Here is a 20,802-nt window from a genome sequence, read left to right as displayed (position 1 = left end):
ACTGTCGAAGGGAGCAATCATTCTTTCGACGCCGGAGGCGCTGCCGTCCAGATCCAGTCCTTTGGGCAGCTCCTCGAAAGGCCGTCCACGACGACGCTCCTCCAACCATTGATACCACCGACGTCATCCACCTGAAGACAGACGTGGGGATTGGCCTGCATCCACTCGACCTTCCTGCCGGGAAGCGAGAAGCTGAAAATGGCGTCACCACCGAAGGCAAAATGGATCGGCACCACATAGGGCCTGTGCTCGCGCACACAGGCCAGGCGGCCAAGCCTTTGCGCCTTCAGCAGGGCGATGCAGTCCAGCCGCGTCATCTCCTTGACGTTCATCGTGATCCTTCTTTCTGGTCAGGCACGGCGGTCGATGCAGCGGATGATCTTGATGGCCTCTGCTTCTGCCACGCCAATCAGTGCATCGATTCCCTGGATGGTCTCGATATGACCGCGAGCCGCCACCATCCGCCGCAGGACGTGAAGATCATCGCGAATTTCGCAGAGTGTTGTCCGCAGCGTCGGGGGCATTAGGGAGCCTTCCGTAACTCAACGGTATCGACACAGACCGGTTCCCTCGCCCGTCAAGCAAAAGCCCGCTACGGTGAACCGGAGCGGGCCTTGGAGGAGGACAAGGGGCGGGACCCTCTCCTCTTGTTTCCACGGGGGGTGTGGACCGCGATCACGTTACAAAAATTTCGAAACGAGCCGGATCACAAGCAGGCCTGCACACATCACATTCCGGTGCGCGACAGGCACTGACGCGGTCACGAGATTGCGATCGACCCGGCGTCAATTGAGCAGCGCGGCTAGATCCGCCCAAGCACGACAAGCACGATGATGATGAGCAGCACGAGCCCGAGGCCCCCGCCGCCATAATAGCCTGTGCCATAAAAGGGGCCGCCGCCGAGGCCGCTGAAGCCGCCAAGCAGCGCAATGATGAGGATAATGATGAGAATGGTTCCTAGGCTCATGGCTTTTCCCGCTCCTGTAGGCGCTGACGCGCCGGTTTGAACATCGCGCTATTCGGATGTTGCTGGGGATGTGAACGCTTTCAAAGCATTAGCGTTCCGCCCGGCGAGCGACGCCGCCCGGCCTTTCCGCAGAAAATCCGGAAACCTGCATAGCGCGGAAAGCTTGCCATCGCTCGCAAATGCAACCGGCGGCCCAGCCCGGTATTAGGGTTGGGCGCCCTGTCGTCAGACGATGCCGTAGTACAGCCTGTAATGGACGCGCTTCATATAGTCCCGGTATTCTGGCGTGGCGGCCAGCAGCGCCTCTTCGCGCAGGATGCGATGCACCTGGAAGAAGGTGATCACGGCGTAGACGGCGAGATTGTAGAAGGAAAAGGCCGACAGCAGGAACAGGACATGGCCGGCAAGATAGCCGGCATAGATCGGATGCCGCACCAGGCGGTAGGCACCGCCGGTCATCACACCGCGATTGCCCGGCAGGATGGCGAACGAACGCCCCAACGATATCTTTCCCCAGATCACAAAGCCTAACGCCAGGGCCTGCAGCGGTGCTGCGACATAGACCGGAACGATGGCCGCGCCCGGCTCCAGATCGATGAAGCCGACACCGAAGCTGGCGACCACGGAGACAACCACCGTGAGCGGGTTCCAGTCACGAACCTGGGGCCGCCGGGACAGAAGCAGCCAGGTAAAGGTTAGTATCTCGGAAATCGCCACCAGTGCGACATTGATGCGGGTCGGATCGAGCATCAGGTGATGTATGCCGCTGTAGACGAACATGCCCGCGAAGGCCAGCGCGCAGATCCGAAAAAACCCTTCCCGCAAATCGACCAGAATCTCGCGCTTTCGCGCTGCCGACAAAATCCTGGCGCCGTTGCCGTGCGAAAGGGTTTCGCTTTTTGATATGAGCAAGGCAAGCACCCCGATGATCCCTCAGGGCGACCATTGCACGCAACCATTGCCGGGCAGTTAATCAACAAGATCGGATCAGCATTAAACGTCCGAAACGCATCGCAAGCCGAAAGCAGAGCGATGCAGAGTGGCTGCGTTCCATTTATGCTTGCCTCGACCGCAAGAACCCCTTTGCCTATGGGACCGCGGCGTGGCCCGGTTCCGCAAGGCGGGCTGTGGTGGGGCCATCGCCGATGGAGCCAGACGCAGTCGCCCTGTCGCTGCAGGGTGAACCCGGGCGACACGTCAGAACCACTCTGCTCTATGAGATCGCCCGGAATTAGTTGATCTGTCGCTGCCCGTGAGCCTCTTTGACTGGCCAGCCATTTCCCCGAGGTTCGAGAAGCCATTAGCTCCCTACCCCAGAGTCAAATTGCTGAAATACCGCGCGAAATCAGGCCGTTGCGTTAGAACTTTGCCATCGGCATCGCGCAGAATGCCGGAAGCGAAGAGATAATCGCCGATCGCCTCCATCTTGGCCGGATCCATGATGCCGATGGCACCGCTTTGGCTGCGCAGATAGTGGCCGTCGATCAACGCCTTCAGCGAGGTGTGGATCAGCGCCGGATTGGTCAGCGCATCCTTGTTCGCCGCGATCAACAGGGCTGCCGCCTCATCGGGTCGGTCGACGGCGAACTGGTAGCCGCGCTGTGTCGCCTGGACGAAGGCGGCCGCGGGCTTGGGGTTTGCCTGGAGATAGGCTTCGCTCGAAGAGATCAGTGTCGTGTGCTCGTCAGGCACGCCGTAATCGGCATAGACGAAGCTGCGTTGTTTGACGCCCTTGAGCTCGGCTTCGACACCCTCCCAGGTCGAGACTTCGAGCGTGAAATCGACCGAACCATTGGCCAGCGCCTCATAGGCTGAGGTGCCGAGCGTCACCGTCTCGAAATTGCCCTTGCCGCCATCATGGCGGATGATGGTCGATATCAGAGCGTTTTCCCAGGCGCTGCCGAATCCGCCATAGGTCAGGCCGTCGAGGTTTCTCGGGCTTACGATCTCGCTGCGTGCCGCATTGAAGACCACGCGGCCGGTTTCGGATTGCACCACCGCATAGACGCCCTTCAGGTCCGCTCCGGCGGTTCTCTGGGTGAACAGGCTGATGGTGCCGTTGATGCCGAAATCGGCGACGCGATTTGCAACCAACGTGCCCGCACCGGTATCGCTGTAAGGCAGGATGTCGACCTCGAGCCCGGCCTCGCGATAGAAGCCCTTGTCGCGGGCGACGAACAGTCCGATGTGGTTGGTGTTGACCGTCCAGTCGAGGGCAACGGTGACCTTTTGTGCCGATTGTGCTTGGGCTCGCCCCGATCCGGCAACGAGCGGAAGGCCTGTGGCAAGGGTCAGCAACAAGGCCTGCCGGCGCGTCAAGTCAGTCATGATTGTGTCCTTTTGGATGGGTTGGGGTTGAGGATGATGTCGAGGATTTCGGCCTCGAGCGCGCTTGCCTGCCGTGCGGCTTCGCCGCCAAGGCTGCGCGGGCGCGGCAGCGGCACCTTGATTTCACGGACGATGCGGGCCGGGCGCGCGGACAGCACGTAGATGCGGTCGGACAGGAACACGGCTTCGCGCACATCATGGGTGATCAGCAGCGCCGTCCAGCGGTGGTGCCGCCACATCTGTTCAAGCCAGCGCTGCATGGCGGTGCGGGTCAGTGCATCGAGCGCGCCGAACGGCTCGTCGAGCAGGAGCATGTCGCGCTCCTGCACCACGGTGCGCAGCAAGGCCGCGCGCTGGCGCATGCCGCCCGAAAGCTGTGCGGGAAAATGCCGCTCGAAGCCGGCAAGCCCGAATTCGGCAAACAGTGGCGCGACGCGCGCCCGCGCCGCCTTGCGCCTTATGCCTTGCACTTCGAGCCCGAGCGCCGTGTTGTCGAGGACGCGCCGCCACGGCATCAGCGCGTCGCGTTGCGGCATGAAGGCGAAGTGCTTGCCGTGGTCATCGAGCGGCGCGCCGTCGAACAACATCTCGCCCTCGCCATGCTCGGCGCCGGTCAGAAGCTGGAACAGCGTCGACTTGCCGGCACCCGAGGGTCCAAGGATCGAGACGAATTCACCGGCGCCGACAGTCAGCGAAATATCGGCCAGCACGTCGAGCCCACCGAACGCCTTGCGCACATGCCGCAGCTCGAGCCGGCTCATAGCCGTGGCCTCTTCACTGCGATTGCCTTGCCGGCGCGCTCCCAGGGCATAGCTTGGCGCTGCAGCAGCACCGTCAGCCCAAAAAGGACAAGTGTCAGCGCGGCGCTGACACCGACGGCGGCTAGCACCAGATCGGGCCGAAAATTGTTCTTGGCGTTGAGCATGTAGATGCCCAGCCCCTTCGCCGCACCCGCATATTCCGCGAAGATGGCGCCAACCACGGCATAAGTGATGGAAATCCTCAGGCCAGCGAAGAAGTAAGGCAGCGCCGAAGGCAGCCGCGCCAACATGAAGATGCGCCAGCGCCCTGCTCCCATGGCGCGCAGCATCTGGCCGATCTCGGCCTCGGTCGACTCGTAACCCTCGACCAGTGCGACCAGCATCGGAAAGAAGGTGACCAGCGCCACCAGCATGATCTTGGGCGCCAGTCCGAAGCCGAACCACAGCACCACCAGCGGCGCAATCGCCACCAGCGGCAAGGTCTGGCTGACAATGAAGACGGGAAACAGCGCACGCCGTAGCGGCTGGAAGAAGTCGACCAGCATCGACAGCGCAAAGGCGGCGCTGAGCGAACAGGCAAAGCCAAGCAGCGTGGCGCGGATAGTGGGAATGGCGTTGTCGGCCAGCGCCTCGCGATTGAGCATCGCTTGCTCGAAGACACGCGACGGCGCCGGCAGTATCGTCGGCTTAATGCCGGAATAGGTGGCATAAAGCTCCCACGCCAGCAGGAGCAACCCGACCGAGACCATGGCCGGCCCTGCCCTGACAAGAAGGCTCGCGATCGGGCGCGAAGCGGCTGATGATGAGATCACGGAAATAACCTTTGACGGCCGCCGACGCGGCGGCAGTTTCAGACAGCCGACGGGCTGTTGGCCGAGACCGTGACGTCTAGGGTTACGTGACCGGCGCCTGGTCCGAAGCGGCAGAAAGCCTCGTCCAGCGCCGAAAAGACCGCGCCGGCATCGCCACGCAATTTCGTGCAGAAATGCTTCGAGCGCTCATAGACGCCGGACTGCTTGAGAAAGTCGATGCAGCCGTAAATCTCGTCCATGTGGTCGTCGGTACCCATCACATAGAGCGAGAATTGCGCTGCCGCCGGTTGGCCGGTGGCATCAGCACTGCGCACTGCCGCGACCGCCGCATCCTTGCGCGGGCCGAGTGGCCCGACCGGTCCGCCAAACGCATCGGAGCGGCAGATCGGATCATCCGGCTCGCCCGGGCAGCCGCGCGAGATGGTGGCCGACAACACGCAATGTTCGCCGCTGCGGGCTGCCGCCACGAAGAGGTCGCGCATGGCGGGAAACAGCACTTCCGGCGGCCCGACCAGCAAGGTCGAGATGTCGTCGGTCTCGATCCTGAGCTTGTCGCGGTACGGATCGAGCGCGCCGAGCGCGCCAATAATGACGCCGACGAAATCGTCGGCCATGGGATATAGGGAAATCTGTGCGCCTGAAAACATCGCCCGCCTCGCTCCGCTGGTATTACCCAGATCAGCTTCTAGGGTCTGTGGGCTTGCCGCCCCCGTCTCAGCCCCGACCGTACGGAGCACCCCTGTGGATGCGCGGGTTAAAGCACCATTCGAGCTGAAGTGGAAGCCGTTTTTTCAGCGCACTGCGCCAAAAGCATTGCGCCAGGCAGGGCGCTGCTTGGGTGGAATTCTATCGGGAACCTTCACTGCCGCGACCGGTTGTCTCCACAGTCGCGATGCGATCACCTTCATAAAAACGAGCGACGAGTTCACAGAAAATGGAGACAAACCATGTTCATGAAAATCCTCGCAGCTTCGGCTCTCACCATTGGTCTGGCCGCATCAGCCATGGCGCAAAGCGCTGGCGATAACGGCACGAATGGAGGTGGCAGCGGCCGGTCGGTGACGGTCGACCCACAAACCCCGGCTTCGCCGAATACGATCGTGCCGGACACTGTGGATCCGGGCATCACCAACAGCACGACCGGCATGCCCGACGACATGAATTCCAACGCGGATCGAAACTGCCCGGCCAGTCCGCAGGGCGCACAGCCAGATGCCAACGGCACCTCGCCGGGCACGGCTTCGCCGACAGTCAACGACAACCATTGCGGTAAGTAAGTTGACGCCAATCGGAGTGAGAACCTGCGGAGCGAATGCTGCGCGCGGGTTCTTGGCGCATCGTCAACCGCCGGACCGCGTCTGACACAGCGGTTGGTCGAAATGTTCGGATCAGGCGATTATAAGGTTTTCGCATTTCTCTTATAACCGCCTTGAAATTCGGCGGCAAGGCGCGCAGTTATAAGGAAATTGCAAATTTCTTATAACCTAAAGACGTCGGACGCCGTCATGAAATCGATCGACATCGCATATCGCACCCTGTTCGCGGAACTCGTGCAACGAAGCCTGGATGCCTCGTTCCAAACCGACTTCTCGACGGCAGGCAATTTCGTGCGGGTTCCCGTAAAAGGCCGCGACTACTGGTATTTCGAGGAAACCAGGCCGAAGACCACAAGACGATATGTCGGGCCGGCCGACGATCCCGAGATCGCAAAACGCGTCGCCGCCTTCAAGGAAATCAAGAGCGACCTAAAGGCTCGTCGCAAGCTGGTATCGACGCTTGTACGCGAGGCTGGGTTGACGGAGCCGGAAAAATTTACCGGTGATGTCGTTGAAGTTCTTGGCAAGGCCGGATTTTTCCGCCTGCGGGGTGTCCTGGTCGGCACCGTCGCCTTCCAGACCTATGCCGGATATCTGGGCGTTAGGCTACCCGGCGGGGCGCTGCAGACAGGCGATGCCGACTTTGCTCAATTTCACTCGGTTTCGGTAGAGGTGAACGACAGTCTGCCGCCGATCATGGATGTGCTGCGCGATATCGATCCTTCGTTTCGCGAGATTCCTCATAGAGCGGATGCCACTCGCACGACCCAGTTCGAAAACGCTTCCCGGTACAAGGTCGAATTCCTGACCCCAAACCGGGGTAGCGACGACCACGCTGACCACGCGAGCGCGATGCCGTCGCTGGGCGGCGCATCGGCGCAGCCTTTGCGATACCTGGATTTTCTCATCCGCGAACCCGTAAGAACCGTCTTGTTGCATCGATCAGGGGTCCCGGTGCTGGTCCCCTCACCCGGGCGATATGCTGTCCACAAACTGATTGTCGCCTCCCTTCGCCAGGAGAATGCAAACGGCACCGCAAAACGGGAAAAGGATATTCTTCAGGCAAGCTTGCTTGTCGAGGCGATGGCAACCGCCCGCCGGCAAGATGATCTCGCCCTGGTGTTTGCCGAAGCATGGAATCGCGGCGCCAACTGGCGCGGTGTAATCCAACGAGGCCTTCGTTTGCTCGATCCCGATCGGCAAGACGCGGTCGAGACTATCGTTCGAAGGGCGCTTTCGGACATTGGTGAAAAGCTCGACGGCTTCACCGAGGCGACAAGGCGCACTGACTGAGGGGTTTGGAATGCGATGAAACTGCTCGACGATCCCGTCGAGCAGCAATGCATGGCGAAATCGCAGAATCTACGAAACGGCCTTCTCGCGGACCGGCAGCTTCCAGCCTGGCCTGACGAAATGGCAGGTGTAGCCGTTGGGATATTTCTCCAGATAGTCCTGGTGTTCGGGCTCGGCTTCCCAGAAAGGACCCGCCGGTTCCACTTCGGTGACGACCTTGCCCGGCCACAGACCTGAGGCATCGACATCGGCGATGGTGTCCTCGGCGACGCGCTTCTGTTCGTCGCTGGTGTAATAGATCGCGGAGCGATAGCTCATCCCGACATCGTTGCCCTGGCGGTTGCGGGTCGTCGGATCGTGGATCTGGAAAAAGCGTTCCAGCAGCGTGCGATAGCTTATGATGGCCGGATCGAAATTGATCTCGATGGCTTCGGCATGGCTGCCATGATTGCGATAGGTGGCGTTGGGCACGTCGCCGCCGCTGTAGCCGACACGTGTGGAGATGATGCCGGGATAGCGCCGTATCAAGTCCTGCATCCCCCAGAAGCAGCCCCCGGCAAGGACTGCGCGTTCGGTCGAAGTCGCCATATCACGTCTCCTCAAAAGCAAGTTGGTCTGCCCATAAATGGGCATGGTCACCTGCTTCGTCCAGCGGGCCGACGAACCTGCTTCAATTGCTCGGTGGTGCGAGGCTGTCGATCACACCCGGCAACTGCCGCGCGCCAGGCGGAATGGCGGCGAAGCTGATCGCCACCGGCGATGCCTTGAGCGACCAGTCGAAAAGAACGGTTTTGACTGGGATGTCGCCCACCCACGCCTGCAGATAAGATGGCACATCGCGCCCAGGCCAGACCAGCAATATGCCGTGCTCGCGCAGCCGCTCCTTGGTGATCCAGGGGGCGTACTGCATGTTCAGTTCGGTGAAGATCGACGGCTTGTCATAGGCATTGAGGCCCGCCAGCGGCCCAATAAGGGCATGGCCGCCAACGATGTCGAGCCGATCGGGCGTCGCAGCGTGCCAGACGGCCTCTGCCTCATCCGAGATCTTTTGCGCCGGCCAGCAGACGGCGTCCATGCGCCCGCGCAGATTGCATTTCGTCCAGCGGATGCCCGCATAGGCACCGGATATGCCGACAATGCAGATGAGCGCGCAGATCGCCAGCTTTCGCATCTCGACGGCGCCGAGGCGATGGCCCAGGAAGGCGAGCGCCACAACGCCGGCAAGATTGTACATCGGCGCGCCCCAGGCCTCACCTGTACCTGCGAACAGGGACGCCGCCATGATGAGGACCGCCGGACCGAGCCCCATCCACAAGAGATAGACGAGGATACCGCGCCCGAGGGGCTCTTGCGGCGGGGGCGAGCGCCGCAGCAGCCCTGATATCGCCAGCACCAGAAGAAAGCCGCAGAGCCCGGCCATCTGGACGCCGATATAATAAAAGCGGGAGCGGTGGGCCAGGACCCACTGATCGCGCCAGGCGGCATAGGTCAGCGGCAGGAAATCGATACGGTAGAGCTCGACGGCCAGTGGCGCTGCGACGGCGACGAAAACCGCCAGCCCAAGCCATGGCCAGGGCGTGGCGAGCCGACTGCGTGCCCGCGTGTCCGACAGCAGCCAGATCGCGCCGAACAGCAACAGCAGCCCGGTGGAAAACTTGGCATAGAGCCCGACGCCCGACACCAGCCCGAGCGCCAGCCACCAGCCTGGCCCACCGCCACGGCCCGCACGCCACAGCAGCCAGCAGATCGCGGCCCAGAATGGCATCTGCGCGTAGTCGTGATTGAACTGCGGGGTCGGCCAGCCAAAGAAATAGAGCGACGGCATCAAAAGCACGGCGGCCAGCGCGCGGGTTTTTCCGAGCATGTCGCGGGCCAGCAGGTAGACGAAGATGAAGGTCGCCGAGATCGTTAGCTGGGCCACGAGATATTGCGGCCAGCGGAACGATCCGGTCAGAAGATGGCTGGTCTCGAGCAGCCATCCGGGAAGCTGTGGATGCTTGTAGGTCAGAAGCACCCATTCGCGGCCCCACATGAAGCCTTCGACGACATCGTTGGGCGGTGACACGTCGACAAGCGCGGGCGCCACGGTCCAGCACAGGATCTGCGTCAGGCATAAAAGGGCCAGAACAGCTTCCGGATAACGGGTCAGACCCGACCAGATCGACGACTGGCGCCAGTCGTCTGGAACAGAGCTGCCGACCGGCAGCCAGCCGTTCACGGGTTCATCGATTCGCGTCATGCGCTGGATAAATCACATCGGACGGTTTTTCGAACAGCCCAGAACTCAAAGCTTACGAAAATGTATACTTGAGCGACCATCGCAAAACCAAGATTGAGGCGGAGTTTCGCCTCACTATGCTGCTTCTCCCCTCACTTGCAAGCAAAACAGCAATGGAAAACGCCCTCCTGCGGCACCCGAACATGCCAGGCGGGGCGCATTAGCCGCGATCGCGACAGGCGTCGTCTACACCTGACCAGGTCCCCGGCCACCCACCAACGAGCATCCAGGATTGAAAAATGCGTCACCACCACGCCGTCATTCACTACCGTGCGCTCGACTTCTGGATGGCGCGTGCGGCCGTTCTCGTCGTCATCTGCCTGCAGCTTCTGGTCATCAACAACCTCTCATTCGGGCCGCGCTGGCTGGCGCCGGCGCTTGAGGCCGCCCTGCTGCTCCCCTTGTCGGTGGCCACGGCCTGGACACAGGCCGCCACCCGAAAGGCGGTCGAGGATCACGAGTGGCATGCGATCGGCCAGTTTCGCGTCATGATCCGCAGAACGGCGCTGACCATGACCGCCATCATCAGCGTCATGAATTGCGGCTCGCTGGTCTTGCTGGTGCGAGCCTTGCTGGAGGGCCATGCCGGCAACAGCGGCACGACGCTGCTGATCGACGCACTCAACATCTGGGTCACCAACGTCATCGTCTTTGCCTTGTGGTTCTGGAGCACCGACCGCGGCGGGCCGCCGACCTGCGGTCTCGTCAAGCTCGCCCAGGCCGATTTCCTGTTCGCGCAGATGACGCTGAACGACCGTGAGGTTCGCAATTGGCTGCCCGGCTTCGTCGACTATTTCTTCCTCGCCTTCACCAATGCGACGGCCTTCTCTCCGACCGATACGCTGCCACTCAGCCAACGCGCCAAGCTGTTGATGATGGCGGAAGCCATGATTTCGCTGCTGACCATCGCGCTGGTCGCGGCCCGCGCGGTCAATATCCTTGCTTGATCAGGCCAGAACGCAGGAATAGCCCGCCCGGCGAACCGGAGCGGGCTATTTTGGGTTGTCTTCGATGGGTCGAATGCCGCTCGAAACGTGCCCTCGGCAATTCCACCAAGCAGCTGCCGGCCCCAGACAGCAGCTACTCCTCCGGCGCGTGCCTGAATCTCCGCACCACAAACTCGAACAGGACGTCCGATATCCACATGGCGCAGACGCCTATCAGGAAGGCGGCGGCCAGCGTGGTGGTGTCGTCGGCGGGATCGGGCATCGGCAGGCCGGTGATCCTGGCGTAAGACACCGCCGGCAGCGTCAGGTAAGCCGCGGCAAGCGCGCCGCAGATCGGCGAAGCCACCATTTCGCGTAATTTGTAGCGATGCCGCGACAGGGCGCGCAGGACACCGCCGGCGAGGCCGGCCGCGACCACCGGTCCCTTGATGCCGAGCAGGTCGAAAAGATCATGCATCACGGCCTCCATCCACAGAGCTTCTGGCCCTTTTCATTGTGGGCCAGGATCACTGCTACCGAACTGTTCGAGAGCGCGGCGACTTCAGCCTTTGCCGGCCGGATAGGATGCCCGACCGCGCAGAACGAACCGCCTGATGTGGCGCAACCGGCCAACAGGAACGAAAGCGCTACGATCTTGACCACTTGCCCAGCCTCCCCCTGTTGTCATCCGGCGCCCGTCCGGCGACGGCGTCGTCGATCTTCTGCGCTTCGGTGCGCGCCGCGGCGTCGGCGGCATCCTGCCTCGCCTTCTGGTTTGCCTTGCCCCTGGCATAGGCCGTCCAGAGACCGGCAAGCGCGGCAGCCGCTGCAAGGAGATACGGCCAGACCTGGCCAAGCAATGCGAGCGTTCCCATCTCATGTCTCCTTGGCCGGCGGCGCGACCATGCCGCGTGGCCCGTCACGCACGGCGTTGATAATGATCTTGGCAAGGGCAATGGCGCCGCTGATCTGAAGCGCGGTGCGGTCGCTCACCCCGAACATCGTCCAGTCGAAGCCGGCGAGCGCGCCACCGCAGATGATGGCGATCAGCGTGTTGAGAAGATTGTGCAGCGCGTTGGTGTTGAACCATTTCATCAGAAGAGTCCCCCGAAAAAACCGGTGACGTGATGCCGGAAGGCCGCGAGCGCACCGAAGATGAGGACGAGGAAGCCCGCGGCAGCGGCCGGTTTTGAAACCCCGGATTTTCCGGTGTTTGGCGGCGGCGCCGAGATCGGCGCCGATGGCTGGACGACGATTGGTGCCGGTGCAGTGCTCATCAGCAGCGCTTGGGATCGCACCGACTTCACACGGTCGGACCAGCCACGGCCGAACGTGCCCCACGTCGGGAGGCGTTTCAGAAAGGACAAGCGTTCATCGCAGAGCGTGTCGATGATGACGCCGGCCGGCTTAGCCCGGACTGCCGCGAGGGTTGCCGGGCCAATCTTGCCGTCCTGTGTCACGCTACATGCCGCCTGCAAATACTTGGCCGCGCGACCTGGGCCGGAATTGACCGCGAAGTCAAAGACGGCATAATCGACGCCATCGGGCAACTCGGCGCCGGCCACGGCATCCCAATAGAACCGCCTGTACACGGTCGCAGTCTGCGCATCCGATATCTTGCGGAGATCATCCTTGGTGGCGTTTGCCTGCACGTAGCGGCGGAAGTTGGCGAGAGTGACGCCCTTCATCGTGGCGCCACCGGGATCGGCTGGATTGTCCGACCACCCGCCTTCCGATTTGAGAACGAGCGCAAGCGCCCGCGCGAAGTTGCGGTCCATGTTAGTTCCTTTCAGATTGGTTTTTGCTAGGCTGGGAGGATGGAGACGATGGTTCAATTTGCTCACGTCCCGGCCAGGACTGGGGATGGACTGGCGGATCATGGCATTGATTGGCGCAGCCATACTGGTGGGCATGGCCGTGGTGTTCTGGTCAGGGCGCAAATCGTGAGGGGGAAGGATGACGGACAACGTCGAAGGTGCAGAGCAATGCTTATGCCGTGGTCAAGGCAAGTTTGAAGCCGGTAAAGGCAGCGCGAAAACCGGGGAACCGTGAATTTCGCGCCGCATACATTGCCAGCGGCTGGACGAGTGAGTTTAGATTTGGGCTGCTGAGTCCAGCTTGCAAGGAACCAAGATGATCTTGGAAGCCGTCCGAAATATTCGCGATCTTGGCTTTGAATTTCTTACCATCGGCAAAACAACGGTGACTGTCCGGAACATCACCCTGTCTTTGGACGGCGTCTCCCGTCGCATGCGATACATCATGGCCAGAGGCTACGAGGATCAAGATGCGGCCCTGGCTTCGCGCTTTCTGACCCCCCACGACAAGATTCTCGAGGCTGGCAGTGCGATCGGCTTCATGGCACTGAACTGCATGATCGAAATCGGGATCGAAGACTACTGCATGGTCGAGGCGAACCCTCGCCTGGAGGCATCCATGAGGAAGAATTTTCGCCTCAACGGGATCAATCTGCCTGTTCTCAAGACCGTTGCTATAGGTCCGTCCGACGGCACCATCAGCTTCGGTGTCAGCAAGAACTTCTGGTCGTCCAGCGCATTGCGCCGAGACAACGAAGCTGACCGGCTCACTGTACCTATGCTCTCTATCCCAACAATCGTCTCAGACCTTCCGTTCAAGCCAAATGTCTTGATCATGGATATCGAAGGCGCCGAAACGACCATACCGCCGAACCATTTTGAACCATTTGAAAAGCTCATCATCGAGTTCCACCCGAAATTGACCGGCCACACGGAGGCGCTGGAGTTGGAGCGAAACATAACCAAGCGTGGATTTTTAGAGTTTGGTCGAACTGGGGGAACAATCGCGTTTATAAAGACACAGTGATACCACTTCGCGGAGATCAACGCCGACGTGGCATAGGCGAACGGCTATCTCTAACTGGAATCATCCGGCGGGATCGTAGTTGCAAGGTCATCACATAAGCCACCGCCTGGATTGTGAAGAACACGACAATGATCGGTCGGATAAGCGCGAGAACATTTTCAGGGCTGTTTCTATGCGCGTATACGCCGATCGTCGCTGCCGCCAGGAGGAACAGGAAGAATGCCATGCCTTTGCTGCGAATGATCCAATTGTTCAACAACAGAATGCTGCCGCCATAAATGAAACCTCCCGCTAGCACGCCAAATGGGCCACCAACCGCCCACCAGTGCGCCCAAAAATTAGACGCAAGCCCATACGTCGCTTGGGAGAAAACCTGCTCCTGAAGCAGTTGATTAAAGCCGCCGCTACCGAAGCCGAAATACGATGGCACCAACAGAAATTGCGCTAAGCTGTCGCGCATCGTACTCCCAAGAGTATAGGAAACGTTCAGGTTCACAACCTTTTCAAGCAGTTCATGTGTTCCAAAAGCTTCAAATGCAGCTTGCATCGACATTGCGTCCCGCGACGCCAGCATATCAGAAAGCGCTTGGCCTGTTTTCAAGGAAACATAAAAAGGTTTTGCATAGAAAATCACCGCCAAGACTGCGCTGATTGCAAACAGGGACATCCATGAGAAAGCCGCCTTTGATATTGGCTGGCCCCATTTTATTGCCATGGCCGTAGCGACCAGCGTTATTACCGGCGTCGTCCGATCGGCCCCTATGATGATCACGAAAAACAAAACTGAGAAGACAGCTTGCGCCCAAATAATCTGAAAATACCAAGCAATCAGGAAGCCGAAGGCGATGCTCCATTTCCAGATAAGCCAATCAATCCCGATATAAGAACTCAATTCCACACGCGTATCAAGAAACCACGCAAGCTGAACTGATTTATATGCCAAAGAAACGTAGCAAATAACCAAAACGAGGATCGCTGCCAAGAAGAACCGATTGAGGTAAATCGGATGAGGTAATGCGTGATATGTCGGTGTCCGTTGAGTCGAGCCGCTTGCATCTGCAACAAACAATGCCGCGGCAAACCCCACCCAGGCAATAGCCATGACAAGTGTGGCTGCATCGGATGTGGGAGCGTAGTAGGCGGACATTTGACCTGTAAGAACCGGGCGAGTAATGCCCAGTAGTGCCGGGATGCTATAGGCGAGCAGACCAACGAAACCGACCCAGACAGCAGAAATCGTGGGATACCTCACCAATAGGAATAATGCAGTCGCGATGACCGTTGCCCACAGCAGAAATATCATCGCCCAACCTCTTAGAGATTCCCCATTGTCTCAAACCTCTTGAAGCCGCACAATCACATTCCAGCCGTAGGTTTTTGCTGCGACGCCTGTGACGGTCACCTCAATTCCGGAAGTCCCGGCGGCGACGGAAGCGTCGAGCGAGGTGGCGTCGGTTGCATATTCGCCGATCACCGTTTTAGTGATTGCTCCTTCAATCGCCAGGGTTCCACCCGTGTTGCGGATCACGCCGGCGAACACATAGCCAGCGCTGGTTGAAGATGAGCCATCCGTCCGGCGGACGGCGACATCGACAATGAATTTCGCGCCTTGCCCTGGTCTGATCGGAACAAAGCTATTTCCCGCTTCGAAGACGACGAGAGCCGGCGTCGCATCCGGCGTCGATTTATAGCCCTTGAAAAAGTCGCCGCCGCGGTTTCCTTCAACCAACGCTATGTGCGACCCGTCATCGGTTGGCTTGCCCGTCGCTGTACCGGAGTAGGTGTTGTCGCGCACCTCAACGTTCGGTGACGATCCGCTGATTTTCACATCGTTGACGACATTGCCTGACGTTGCCTTGAAGAGACCGCCCGTTGCCTTTTGCCGTTCGTTCGATAGCGTCGACAGGGCGACGTAAGAGGATCGTGCATCCGCAATGCTGGCATGGGTTTGCGACATATCCCCATTCAATCGAACGCCGATGGACCCAGTCGCGCCACCCATGTCGACAAGAGTGTCGGTCGACACATTTGTCTCGTCCGCCGCGCTAAAGATGCCGTGGGCATTGGCTTGGGTAAATCCGAAGATGCGGCCATCGCCAATCCTGACGCCGCGCGAAATCTGTTGCCCGGCTGGGGTTTCGATATAGATGCCCTGATGCGTCGCTTGGATGTCAAACGACAGCAAGCGAAGATCTTCAATGTGATGACCGGTACCGGCTCGAATGCCCTGTTGCACGCCTTCCGTCACCAAACTACGCACCTCGATGTCCCTGGCTCCTCGCAACACCAAACCGTAAAGACCGCCCCTAGACTTCGCGGTGATGCGAAGGCACTTGTATTTCAGCACCGACCCAGCAGGCGAAACGCTGCGCGTGAAGGCTACGGCGGAGCCAAGCTGAATACCACCAAGCTGTGCCCAGTCTATATCCACCTCAATATCGCTCACCGGCCAGTCGTCATCGCTCTCTGCATTGAAGCCGTTCAGATAAGCACTTACCCTGGCGCGGCTGACGAACACATGGCTGGTGCCGGCGAAGTCATCGTTGATGGTAACGATATTGCGCGCGGTGTCGCCCCTGGCACCGTCGATATAGATCCAATTGGAATCGGCAATTCGATAGTGGTCACCTTGCGTGCCGGTTATAGTGCCATGCTCGATCATGACGCCGGAAATGCCGCTAATGTTGAACACGCCAAAGCCGTTCGCAGCCCCGACATGATCCCAGGAGCCGTTGACTTTTGGGGTGATGATCCGGTTGTCGCCCTTCAGGTTGAAAAGGTGTGTAACGTCCTCGGTGCGCTGTAGAAGGGCCTTGTCGTCAAACTCGACCGTCAGGCCCTGCGGAATGTCAATGTTGCCGGCCAGCGAAAATGTGCCGGCCGGAATGATCAGCCGGCCCTGTCCGGCCGCCGCTATGGCATTGACAATCGCGGTCCTGTTGTTGCCGGCCCCCGTATCGGCGCCGGCCGCGCGAATGTTGATCTCCTTCGACCTCGGTGCATTGACGATGTCGAAGCCGGCTCTCGCTCCACTTCTCAGCGTGATCGCCAGACCGCCCCCGCCAGCCAACGTGGTGCCATTCTTTTTGTAAAGGGCTTGGCCGTCGCCGACCTGCGAGTAGCCGGCAGTCCGGATGTAATCCGGCGCGATCGCCGGCGAATAGGTTTCTGCCGCCGCCTTGGTCGCGAATTGCGGATCTAGGATGGTGGTCAAGATACCAGACAGGATACCAAGAATGTCATCCGACAGATAAAAGCTGAGCACGATGTCATCGGTGCCGATCCGCGGGTTGTCGGTCTGGAACGCAAACACCGTGTTTGCGTTCGCGGTGCCCTGCTGCACATGCACCGTCGTCCCCTTCTGCATGGTGCGTCCCGCTCGCGCGTCGGCGGCGCGGTACCAGTAGCCTTCCGATGTCGTGTAGATGCCGTTCAGCCTGGCGTCGGCCTGGTCCTTGACCAGCACCCGGTCGCCGGTCGCGGTTTGGACGCCGTCGACGACTTTGAGCCCCTGGATCCAGGCGACGCCGTCGATGATGATCGTCTCTAGGTTCGCCGTCGTTGCCAGGCGCACGGGTTCGCGCTCGCCGGTCAGCAGGCGAACGGCGGCAGTTGCAGGTCGGGCCATAAGGCTTGCTCCATGAAAAAAGCCCCGCGAAAGCGAGGCTGTGAAAAGGGTCTGATTTTGGGGCGTGGGCGCGTCCGGAGGTTAACTCCAGTCAGATAGGCGCGACCGATAAAAGTGCACTGTCACCGTAATTCGTGCACTGTCACCGTAATTCGGCTTCGGCGAGTCGGATGAAATAATTTCTGAAAGATAATTTTTGATCACGTTGGTAAGAACGACGAAAAATGATCTGTCTCCATAATTCAAAACACGTTCCCGTCACTGTTCGTAGGGCTCGACCACGGCAAACGGTATTCCCAGTGATTCCAGCAGATCGAGAATGCGTTTCGAGATGACGAGGCGATAGTTCGCTGCGATACCGAAGTCGTCGCGGCCAGCCTTCCCATTCACTTTCAACCAGACGAATGGTGGAAGTTCCTGCCCAGGTTGATATTCATGAAACTCTTCGGATGTCGTCACTTCGGCTTCGGCGAACGTCGCACCTGAAAAGCCTATGTCCTGCAGTGCGCGCTGGGTCTCCTCGGTGACGAGGTAACACGGGAATGTCGAAACGAGCACATCACCGGTCCAGCCCTCTACCACGTAGTGGAGCTTGGTCACGATCGGAGGATGAACACTGGGGTCCAAAACGGTGTTTCTGCCAAGCCCACCAGCCACATCAGGTCTGATATAGAAATACTGCATTATCCACCTATTGGAGGGTTGAACAGATGTCCGTATTTTTTTGTCGATATAAGTCACGTAGTCCAGCACCTGCTGACGAGTGGGCTGAGGATGCGACGCATAAAATTCGTCCCACTCGAATCGAAAAATTTTATTGTGCAAGAGGTTGTCCAAGCTCTTAGGAATTCCACGCAGATTCTGAAGCGAGTGCATCTCCTCTTCGGTCACGAGCCCGAGATGTCTGTTCAAGATTTGCTGCTCAGCCGCGTGGTGGACCACAACTTCACCCTCCAGTTTCGGGTTCGCGTCGAGAAACGTTTTGCGGTAATTTTTTGAGAGAGCCTTGCCAAACGATGCTCCCGCATACTTTATCTTCGAGGGGTCTCTCGCGATTGACTTTATTATTTCAAGAAGCTCAGCCTTGTCGGGCTTCGCAGCTGTGCTCAAGCGATAAGCGGCCTCTTTTGCGGCATTTATTGCTCGAGACTCCGCGTCGACGGCCTGGCGAGCCACCGCCCCCTTAGCCGAAAGGTCTGATGCGGCGTGCGAACCGTTGGCAGCGAGCTCCAGCGGCTTGGCAAACTTGCCCGTCCCGCCGCGGACTATGGCCAAGCCTTTTGCAACGGCTTCGCCGACTGCCTCTAACGCTAAGCGCCCGTCGACAACCGCCCCCGAGCCGGGGGTAACCGGCAGTTGTTCAAGGAAGCCCCAAGGGGAATCGCGCAGATCCTGGAGACCCAGCCCAATGTCATGCGGGACTCGGCCCAGGGCCTCGAAACCCTCGCTCAGATAATCGCCGAAGTCCTCCGCAGTTCGTTGAAATGCAGACCGTGCTTCGCCAGGCGGCGCTGACGGAGGCTGTCCTGTCGCAGTTGTGACGATCGGGTCGACTTGGGCCGACCGAGAAAGGCCAGCTTGATCCAACTGCTGAGATAAGGCCTGGCGGACACCCGGATCGGGCGCTGCTGCCAGAAGATCACGCAGGATGATGCCCTTCCCAGCCTGCGGCATATTTTTGTCGCCGAAGGTGTCAGCTATGCTTTGGACAACGGCCTTCGGCAGAGGTTGAGGGGTCTCGATGCCCAGTTGCCTCTGGGCTGCGACAGAGACGGCGATGGCCCATTTGTACGCCTCCGGATTGCCGGTCTCCGACTTGCCATCCGGGCTCGTTGTTGCCTTCCACGCGGCGTCGACATTGGGGAAGACCTCGCGGACGTAGCCAGCAGGGTCCGCCCGCCTCATGTCCAGGGTCTTGAGCGCGGCGGCAGCCGTAACCCGATACCGTGTCTCCTCTTCGTTGGAGCTGACCGGCCCAGGCTCCGCGTCGCGCAGCGCTGCGTGGATCGCCTGGTTGGGCATGGTCCGCATGCCGAAGGCCTGACGGCCGACATCCATCTTCAAGCTGAAGTTCTGGTGCCGATTGCCGCCCTCCTCAGCGCCATAAACGGCGGCGAAGTCGGCGGGGCTGGGCATCTTGCCGGAATAGCTGCCCGTATTGGCGATTGCGTCCGGGGCGTTCTGCGAAGCCAGGGTGATGGTGGTGCGCGCCTCGATCAGTTGGGCCGTGGTCGCGGCGTGTGCCTGGCCGATCAGTCGCTCAACGTCATCTGGAGATAGGTCGGCGAGATGGTCGGCTGCCGGCTTGGTCGCAATCGGATCGGGCGACGGAGCACGGTCCTCAAACGCCCGCGCCACGGTTTCATCAGGTGTTTTCTTGCCGGGGCGATCGCCGGAGACATCGCTGCCGGAGGCCGGCGTCCTGACGCCAAACATCTCAAGCGCGCGTTTCGGATCCTTGGCGATCAGCGCCTCGAACCGCGTCTTGGCCGCAGTGCCGAACCAATCCTTCACCTTCTGTTGTCTGATCCCTGGGTCGAGCCCCCCATCTTGTCGATAAGGTAGATCCCCTCCTGGCGGGCTGCTTCGAAGGTGACGGGATCGTCGGGGCTGGCGTTGCCGATGGCGATGGCGCTGGTCTTGAGCGCCGTGTCGACCTGCGCCAGCTCATAGCCGTCGCGGCGCGTCTGTTGCCGCTGTGCCATGGGCCGCGCGCGCACAGCGCGCATCGCCTCCTTTTGCCCAGAGAAATTGGCGCGCTGGCTCTCGGGCATATCAATCAGGGCTTCGTCGAACAGGCCTGTTTCGACCACCTGGCCGGTGCGCGGGTCGACCTGGCCATACATCGCATCGTGCATGCCGGCACCGTCGGCCGGCGCGTTCGCCGCCACCTCGTCTTCCGCTTGCGCGAGCCGGCTGTTGAAGCGGCGGCGCGCGATCTCGGCGTCGAACGCTTCCTGCCGCTCTTTCATCTGCTGGTAGCGTTCGGCGATGGCCGAGAATTTGTCGCCCAGCCCTTGCATGGCGCCGCCGATCGGCGAGCCCTGCGGGTATTGCGGCGCGTTTCCGGTATCGAGCCGGCGCTGCGCTATGTGGAGCGGTATGGTCGCCATCTAGCTGTTCCCCGCCCACGAAGCCCTGAGGGCCGAACCGCCGAAGATCACCGACCGCTTCGGCACCGTGCCGGCAATGGCGCTCGGTGCCTTCGTCGGGTCCTGGATTTTGGAGAGGCCGCCAACGAGCGCGTTGCCGGCGTTGAAGATCGACGCCGTCACCGCCTGCTTGCCTGAGAAGCGCGAGAGGGCGGCTTGCGTATTGAGATTGTTCTGGCGCAGTTTCGAGCCGTACTGGATCGCGTCGAGATCAAGCTGGCCCTGCCTGGCATTGGCGGCCAGCACCTCGGTAGGCGAGCCTGTTATGCCGACGCCCGAGGCGCCGGCCTGCGCGCGCGCCTGGCTTTGCAGGAGATCCTGCTTGTGGCGCTCCTGGCTCTGCTCGAAGGCAGCACTTTGCGCTTCGGCCCGCGCCTGCTGCCCGTAGGCCTTGGCCTGATAGTCGGCCATCTGCTTTGATTGCTGGCCTTCGACCAGCGCGCCACCGGCCGACAGGGCGGTCCCTGCCAGCCCAAGAAGGGCAAGTGTGCACATGG

Annotated in this window: 23 protein-coding genes and 1 riboswitch; of the genes, 4 read left to right on the top strand and 19 right to left on the bottom strand. The window is 60.4% G+C overall.

The window, feature by feature from the left end; all coding sequences use genetic code 11:
- Window positions 1-17: 17 nt before the first annotated feature.
- The 8 genes from ACSQ3L_RS15060 to ACSQ3L_RS15025 form a co-directional block, all read right to left on the bottom strand.
- On the bottom strand, window positions 18-332 hold the full coding sequence (locus ACSQ3L_RS15060; RefSeq protein ID WP_436160670.1) for a pyridoxamine 5'-phosphate oxidase family protein: 315 nt from the start codon (window positions 330-332) through the stop codon (window positions 18-20).
- Window positions 333-350: 18 nt separating this feature from the next.
- Entirely contained in the window at window positions 351-524 is a 174-nt protein-coding gene (locus ACSQ3L_RS15055) for a hypothetical protein (RefSeq protein ID WP_436160669.1), read from the bottom strand.
- Between the two features lie 278 nt (window positions 525-802).
- Window positions 803-967 (bottom strand): DUF3309 family protein, encoded by a 165-nt coding sequence (locus ACSQ3L_RS15050; RefSeq protein WP_091581271.1) that lies wholly within the window; start codon window positions 965-967, stop codon window positions 803-805.
- 225 nt (window positions 968-1,192) lie between these two features.
- Entirely contained in the window at window positions 1,193-1,888 is a 696-nt protein-coding gene (locus ACSQ3L_RS15045; RefSeq protein WP_436160668.1) for a methyltransferase family protein, read from the bottom strand.
- 387 nt (window positions 1,889-2,275) lie between these two features.
- On the bottom strand, window positions 2,276-3,295 hold the full coding sequence (locus tag ACSQ3L_RS15040) for an ABC transporter substrate-binding protein (protein ID WP_436160667.1): 1,020 nt from the start codon (window positions 3,293-3,295) through the stop codon (window positions 2,276-2,278).
- Window positions 3,292-4,056, bottom strand: a complete 765-nt coding sequence (locus ACSQ3L_RS15035) for an ABC transporter ATP-binding protein (protein WP_436160666.1) — start codon at window positions 4,054-4,056, stop codon at window positions 3,292-3,294. Before ACSQ3L_RS15035 ends, ACSQ3L_RS15040 begins: the two co-directional genes overlap by 4 nt.
- Window positions 4,053-4,868 (bottom strand): ABC transporter permease, encoded by an 816-nt coding sequence (locus ACSQ3L_RS15030; protein WP_436160665.1) that lies wholly within the window; start codon window positions 4,866-4,868, stop codon window positions 4,053-4,055. The genes ACSQ3L_RS15035 and ACSQ3L_RS15030 overlap by 4 nt, the downstream gene beginning before the upstream one ends.
- Before the next feature lie 38 nt (window positions 4,869-4,906).
- Complete coding sequence (locus ACSQ3L_RS15025) at window positions 4,907-5,515, bottom strand: YkoF family thiamine/hydroxymethylpyrimidine-binding protein (RefSeq protein WP_436160664.1); 609 nt, start codon at window positions 5,513-5,515, stop codon at window positions 4,907-4,909.
- A riboswitch (TPP riboswitch) is annotated at window positions 5,506-5,619 on the bottom strand. (Overlaps the previous gene by 10 nt.)
- Window positions 5,620-5,815: 196 nt before the next feature.
- Here ACSQ3L_RS15025 and ACSQ3L_RS15020 point away from each other — a divergent pair.
- Window positions 5,816-6,145 carry a hypothetical protein gene (locus tag ACSQ3L_RS15020; RefSeq protein ID WP_436160663.1) on the top strand — a complete coding sequence of 110 codons (330 nt, stop codon included), beginning with the start codon at window positions 5,816-5,818 and terminating at the stop codon, window positions 6,143-6,145.
- Window positions 6,146-6,373: 228 nt separating this feature from the next.
- Window positions 6,374-7,477, top strand: a complete 1,104-nt coding sequence (locus ACSQ3L_RS15015) for a nucleotidyltransferase family protein (RefSeq protein ID WP_436160662.1) — start codon at window positions 6,374-6,376, stop codon at window positions 7,475-7,477.
- A 69-nt stretch (window positions 7,478-7,546) separates the two neighbouring features.
- Here the strand turns inward: ACSQ3L_RS15015 and msrA are convergent, their stop codons facing one another.
- A complete protein-coding gene (msrA, locus tag ACSQ3L_RS15010; RefSeq protein ID WP_436160661.1) occupies window positions 7,547-8,065 on the bottom strand; it encodes a peptide-methionine (S)-S-oxide reductase MsrA in 519 nt (172 codons plus the stop codon).
- An 82-nt stretch (window positions 8,066-8,147) separates the two neighbouring features.
- Window positions 8,148-9,716 (bottom strand): glycosyltransferase family 39 protein, encoded by a 1,569-nt coding sequence (locus ACSQ3L_RS15005; protein ID WP_436160660.1) that lies wholly within the window; start codon window positions 9,714-9,716, stop codon window positions 8,148-8,150.
- 278 nt (window positions 9,717-9,994) lie between these two features.
- Between ACSQ3L_RS15005 and ACSQ3L_RS15000 the strand changes: the two genes are divergently transcribed.
- Window positions 9,995-10,702 (top strand): hypothetical protein, encoded by a 708-nt coding sequence (locus ACSQ3L_RS15000; protein WP_436160659.1) that lies wholly within the window; start codon window positions 9,995-9,997, stop codon window positions 10,700-10,702.
- A gap of 133 nt (window positions 10,703-10,835) precedes the next feature.
- Here the strand turns inward: ACSQ3L_RS15000 and ACSQ3L_RS14995 are convergent, their stop codons facing one another.
- From ACSQ3L_RS14995 to ACSQ3L_RS14980, 4 genes are all read right to left on the bottom strand, one after another.
- Complete coding sequence (locus ACSQ3L_RS14995) at window positions 10,836-11,159, bottom strand: hypothetical protein (protein ID WP_436160658.1); 324 nt, start codon at window positions 11,157-11,159, stop codon at window positions 10,836-10,838.
- Window positions 11,160-11,328: 169 nt separating this feature from the next.
- A complete protein-coding gene (locus tag ACSQ3L_RS14990) occupies window positions 11,329-11,556 on the bottom strand; it encodes a hypothetical protein (RefSeq protein ID WP_436160657.1) in 228 nt (75 codons plus the stop codon).
- A gap of 1 nt (window position 11,557) precedes the next feature.
- Window positions 11,558-11,776 (bottom strand): hypothetical protein, encoded by a 219-nt coding sequence (locus ACSQ3L_RS14985; RefSeq protein WP_292644274.1) that lies wholly within the window; start codon window positions 11,774-11,776, stop codon window positions 11,558-11,560.
- Window positions 11,776-12,594 (bottom strand): glycoside hydrolase family 108 protein, encoded by an 819-nt coding sequence (locus tag ACSQ3L_RS14980; RefSeq protein WP_436160656.1) that lies wholly within the window; start codon window positions 12,592-12,594, stop codon window positions 11,776-11,778. Before ACSQ3L_RS14980 ends, ACSQ3L_RS14985 begins: the two co-directional genes overlap by 1 nt.
- 220 nt (window positions 12,595-12,814) lie before the next feature.
- Here ACSQ3L_RS14980 and ACSQ3L_RS14975 point away from each other — a divergent pair, with 220 nt between their 5' ends.
- Window positions 12,815-13,525, top strand: a complete 711-nt coding sequence (locus ACSQ3L_RS14975; RefSeq protein WP_436160655.1) for an FkbM family methyltransferase — start codon at window positions 12,815-12,817, stop codon at window positions 13,523-13,525.
- A 16-nt stretch (window positions 13,526-13,541) separates the two neighbouring features.
- On the opposite strand, the gene ACSQ3L_RS14970 is transcribed toward ACSQ3L_RS14975, so the two are convergent.
- The 5 genes from ACSQ3L_RS14970 to ACSQ3L_RS14950 all read right to left on the bottom strand — a co-directional run bounded on the left by ACSQ3L_RS14970 (window position 13,542) and on the right by ACSQ3L_RS14950 (window position 20,800).
- Window positions 13,542-14,828 (bottom strand): hypothetical protein, encoded by a 1,287-nt coding sequence (locus ACSQ3L_RS14970; protein WP_436160654.1) that lies wholly within the window; start codon window positions 14,826-14,828, stop codon window positions 13,542-13,544.
- Between the two features lie 30 nt (window positions 14,829-14,858).
- The gene (locus tag ACSQ3L_RS14965) at window positions 14,859-17,153 is read right to left on the bottom strand and encodes a hypothetical protein (protein WP_436160653.1); all 2,295 of its coding nucleotides are present in this window, start codon (window positions 17,151-17,153) and stop codon (window positions 14,859-14,861) included.
- Between the two features lie 258 nt (window positions 17,154-17,411).
- Window positions 17,412-19,667, bottom strand: coding sequence for a hypothetical protein (locus ACSQ3L_RS14960; protein ID WP_436160652.1), 2,256 nt, complete (start codon window positions 19,665-19,667; stop codon window positions 17,412-17,414).
- The gene (locus tag ACSQ3L_RS14955; protein WP_436160651.1) at window positions 19,664-20,266 is read right to left on the bottom strand and encodes a hypothetical protein; all 603 of its coding nucleotides are present in this window, start codon (window positions 20,264-20,266) and stop codon (window positions 19,664-19,666) included. The genes ACSQ3L_RS14960 and ACSQ3L_RS14955 overlap by 4 nt, the downstream gene beginning before the upstream one ends.
- Window positions 20,267-20,800, bottom strand: a complete 534-nt coding sequence (locus tag ACSQ3L_RS14950) for a hypothetical protein (protein WP_436160650.1) — start codon at window positions 20,798-20,800, stop codon at window positions 20,267-20,269.
- Between the last annotated feature and the right edge of the window lie 2 nt (window positions 20,801-20,802).

It is taken from the genome of Mesorhizobium sp. LjRoot246, from assembly GCF_964254115.1.
Taxonomy (GTDB): domain Bacteria; phylum Pseudomonadota; class Alphaproteobacteria; order Rhizobiales; family Rhizobiaceae; genus Mesorhizobium.
This window is presented reverse-complemented; position numbering and strand designations above follow the sequence as displayed.

Bases quoted from the DNA above. Each gene is read 5' to 3' on its own strand.
- ACSQ3L_RS15060 (WP_436160670.1), bottom strand. From the start codon at position 332: ATGAACGTCAAGGAGATGACGCGGCTGGACTGCATCGCCCTGCTGAAG.
- ACSQ3L_RS15055 (WP_436160669.1), bottom strand. From the start codon at position 524: ATGCCCCCGACGCTGCGGACAACACTCTGCGAAATTCGCGATGATCTT.
- ACSQ3L_RS15050 (WP_091581271.1), bottom strand. From the start codon at position 967: ATGAGCCTAGGAACCATTCTCATCATTATCCTCATCATTGCGCTGCTT.
- ACSQ3L_RS15040 (WP_436160667.1), bottom strand. From the start codon at position 3,295: ATGACTGACTTGACGCGCCGGCAGGCCTTGTTGCTGACCCTTGCCACA.
- ACSQ3L_RS15035 (WP_436160666.1), bottom strand. From the start codon at position 4,056: ATGAGCCGGCTCGAGCTGCGGCATGTGCGCAAGGCGTTCGGTGGGCTC.
- ACSQ3L_RS15025 (WP_436160664.1), bottom strand. From the start codon at position 5,515: ATGTTTTCAGGCGCACAGATTTCCCTATATCCCATGGCCGACGATTTC.
- ACSQ3L_RS15020 (WP_436160663.1), top strand. From the start codon at position 5,816: ATGTTCATGAAAATCCTCGCAGCTTCGGCTCTCACCATTGGTCTGGCC.
- ACSQ3L_RS15015 (WP_436160662.1), top strand. From the start codon at position 6,374: ATGAAATCGATCGACATCGCATATCGCACCCTGTTCGCGGAACTCGTG.
- msrA (WP_436160661.1), bottom strand. From the start codon at position 8,065: ATGGCGACTTCGACCGAACGCGCAGTCCTTGCCGGGGGCTGCTTCTGG.
- ACSQ3L_RS15005 (WP_436160660.1), bottom strand. From the start codon at position 9,716: ATGACGCGAATCGATGAACCCGTGAACGGCTGGCTGCCGGTCGGCAGC.
- ACSQ3L_RS15000 (WP_436160659.1), top strand. From the start codon at position 9,995: ATGCGTCACCACCACGCCGTCATTCACTACCGTGCGCTCGACTTCTGG.
- ACSQ3L_RS14995 (WP_436160658.1), bottom strand. From the start codon at position 11,159: ATGCATGATCTTTTCGACCTGCTCGGCATCAAGGGACCGGTGGTCGCG.
- ACSQ3L_RS14990 (WP_436160657.1), bottom strand. From the start codon at position 11,556: ATGGGAACGCTCGCATTGCTTGGCCAGGTCTGGCCGTATCTCCTTGCA.
- ACSQ3L_RS14985 (WP_292644274.1), bottom strand. From the start codon at position 11,776: ATGAAATGGTTCAACACCAACGCGCTGCACAATCTTCTCAACACGCTG.
- ACSQ3L_RS14980 (WP_436160656.1), bottom strand. From the start codon at position 12,594: ATGCCCACCAGTATGGCTGCGCCAATCAATGCCATGATCCGCCAGTCC.
- ACSQ3L_RS14975 (WP_436160655.1), top strand. From the start codon at position 12,815: ATGATCTTGGAAGCCGTCCGAAATATTCGCGATCTTGGCTTTGAATTT.
- ACSQ3L_RS14970 (WP_436160654.1), bottom strand. From the start codon at position 14,828: ATGATATTTCTGCTGTGGGCAACGGTCATCGCGACTGCATTATTCCTA.
- ACSQ3L_RS14965 (WP_436160653.1), bottom strand. From the start codon at position 17,153: ATGGCCCGACCTGCAACTGCCGCCGTTCGCCTGCTGACCGGCGAGCGC.
- ACSQ3L_RS14955 (WP_436160651.1), bottom strand. From the start codon at position 20,266: ATGGCGACCATACCGCTCCACATAGCGCAGCGCCGGCTCGATACCGGA.
- ACSQ3L_RS14950 (WP_436160650.1), bottom strand. From the start codon at position 20,800: ATGTGCACACTTGCCCTTCTTGGGCTGGCAGGGACCGCCCTGTCGGCC.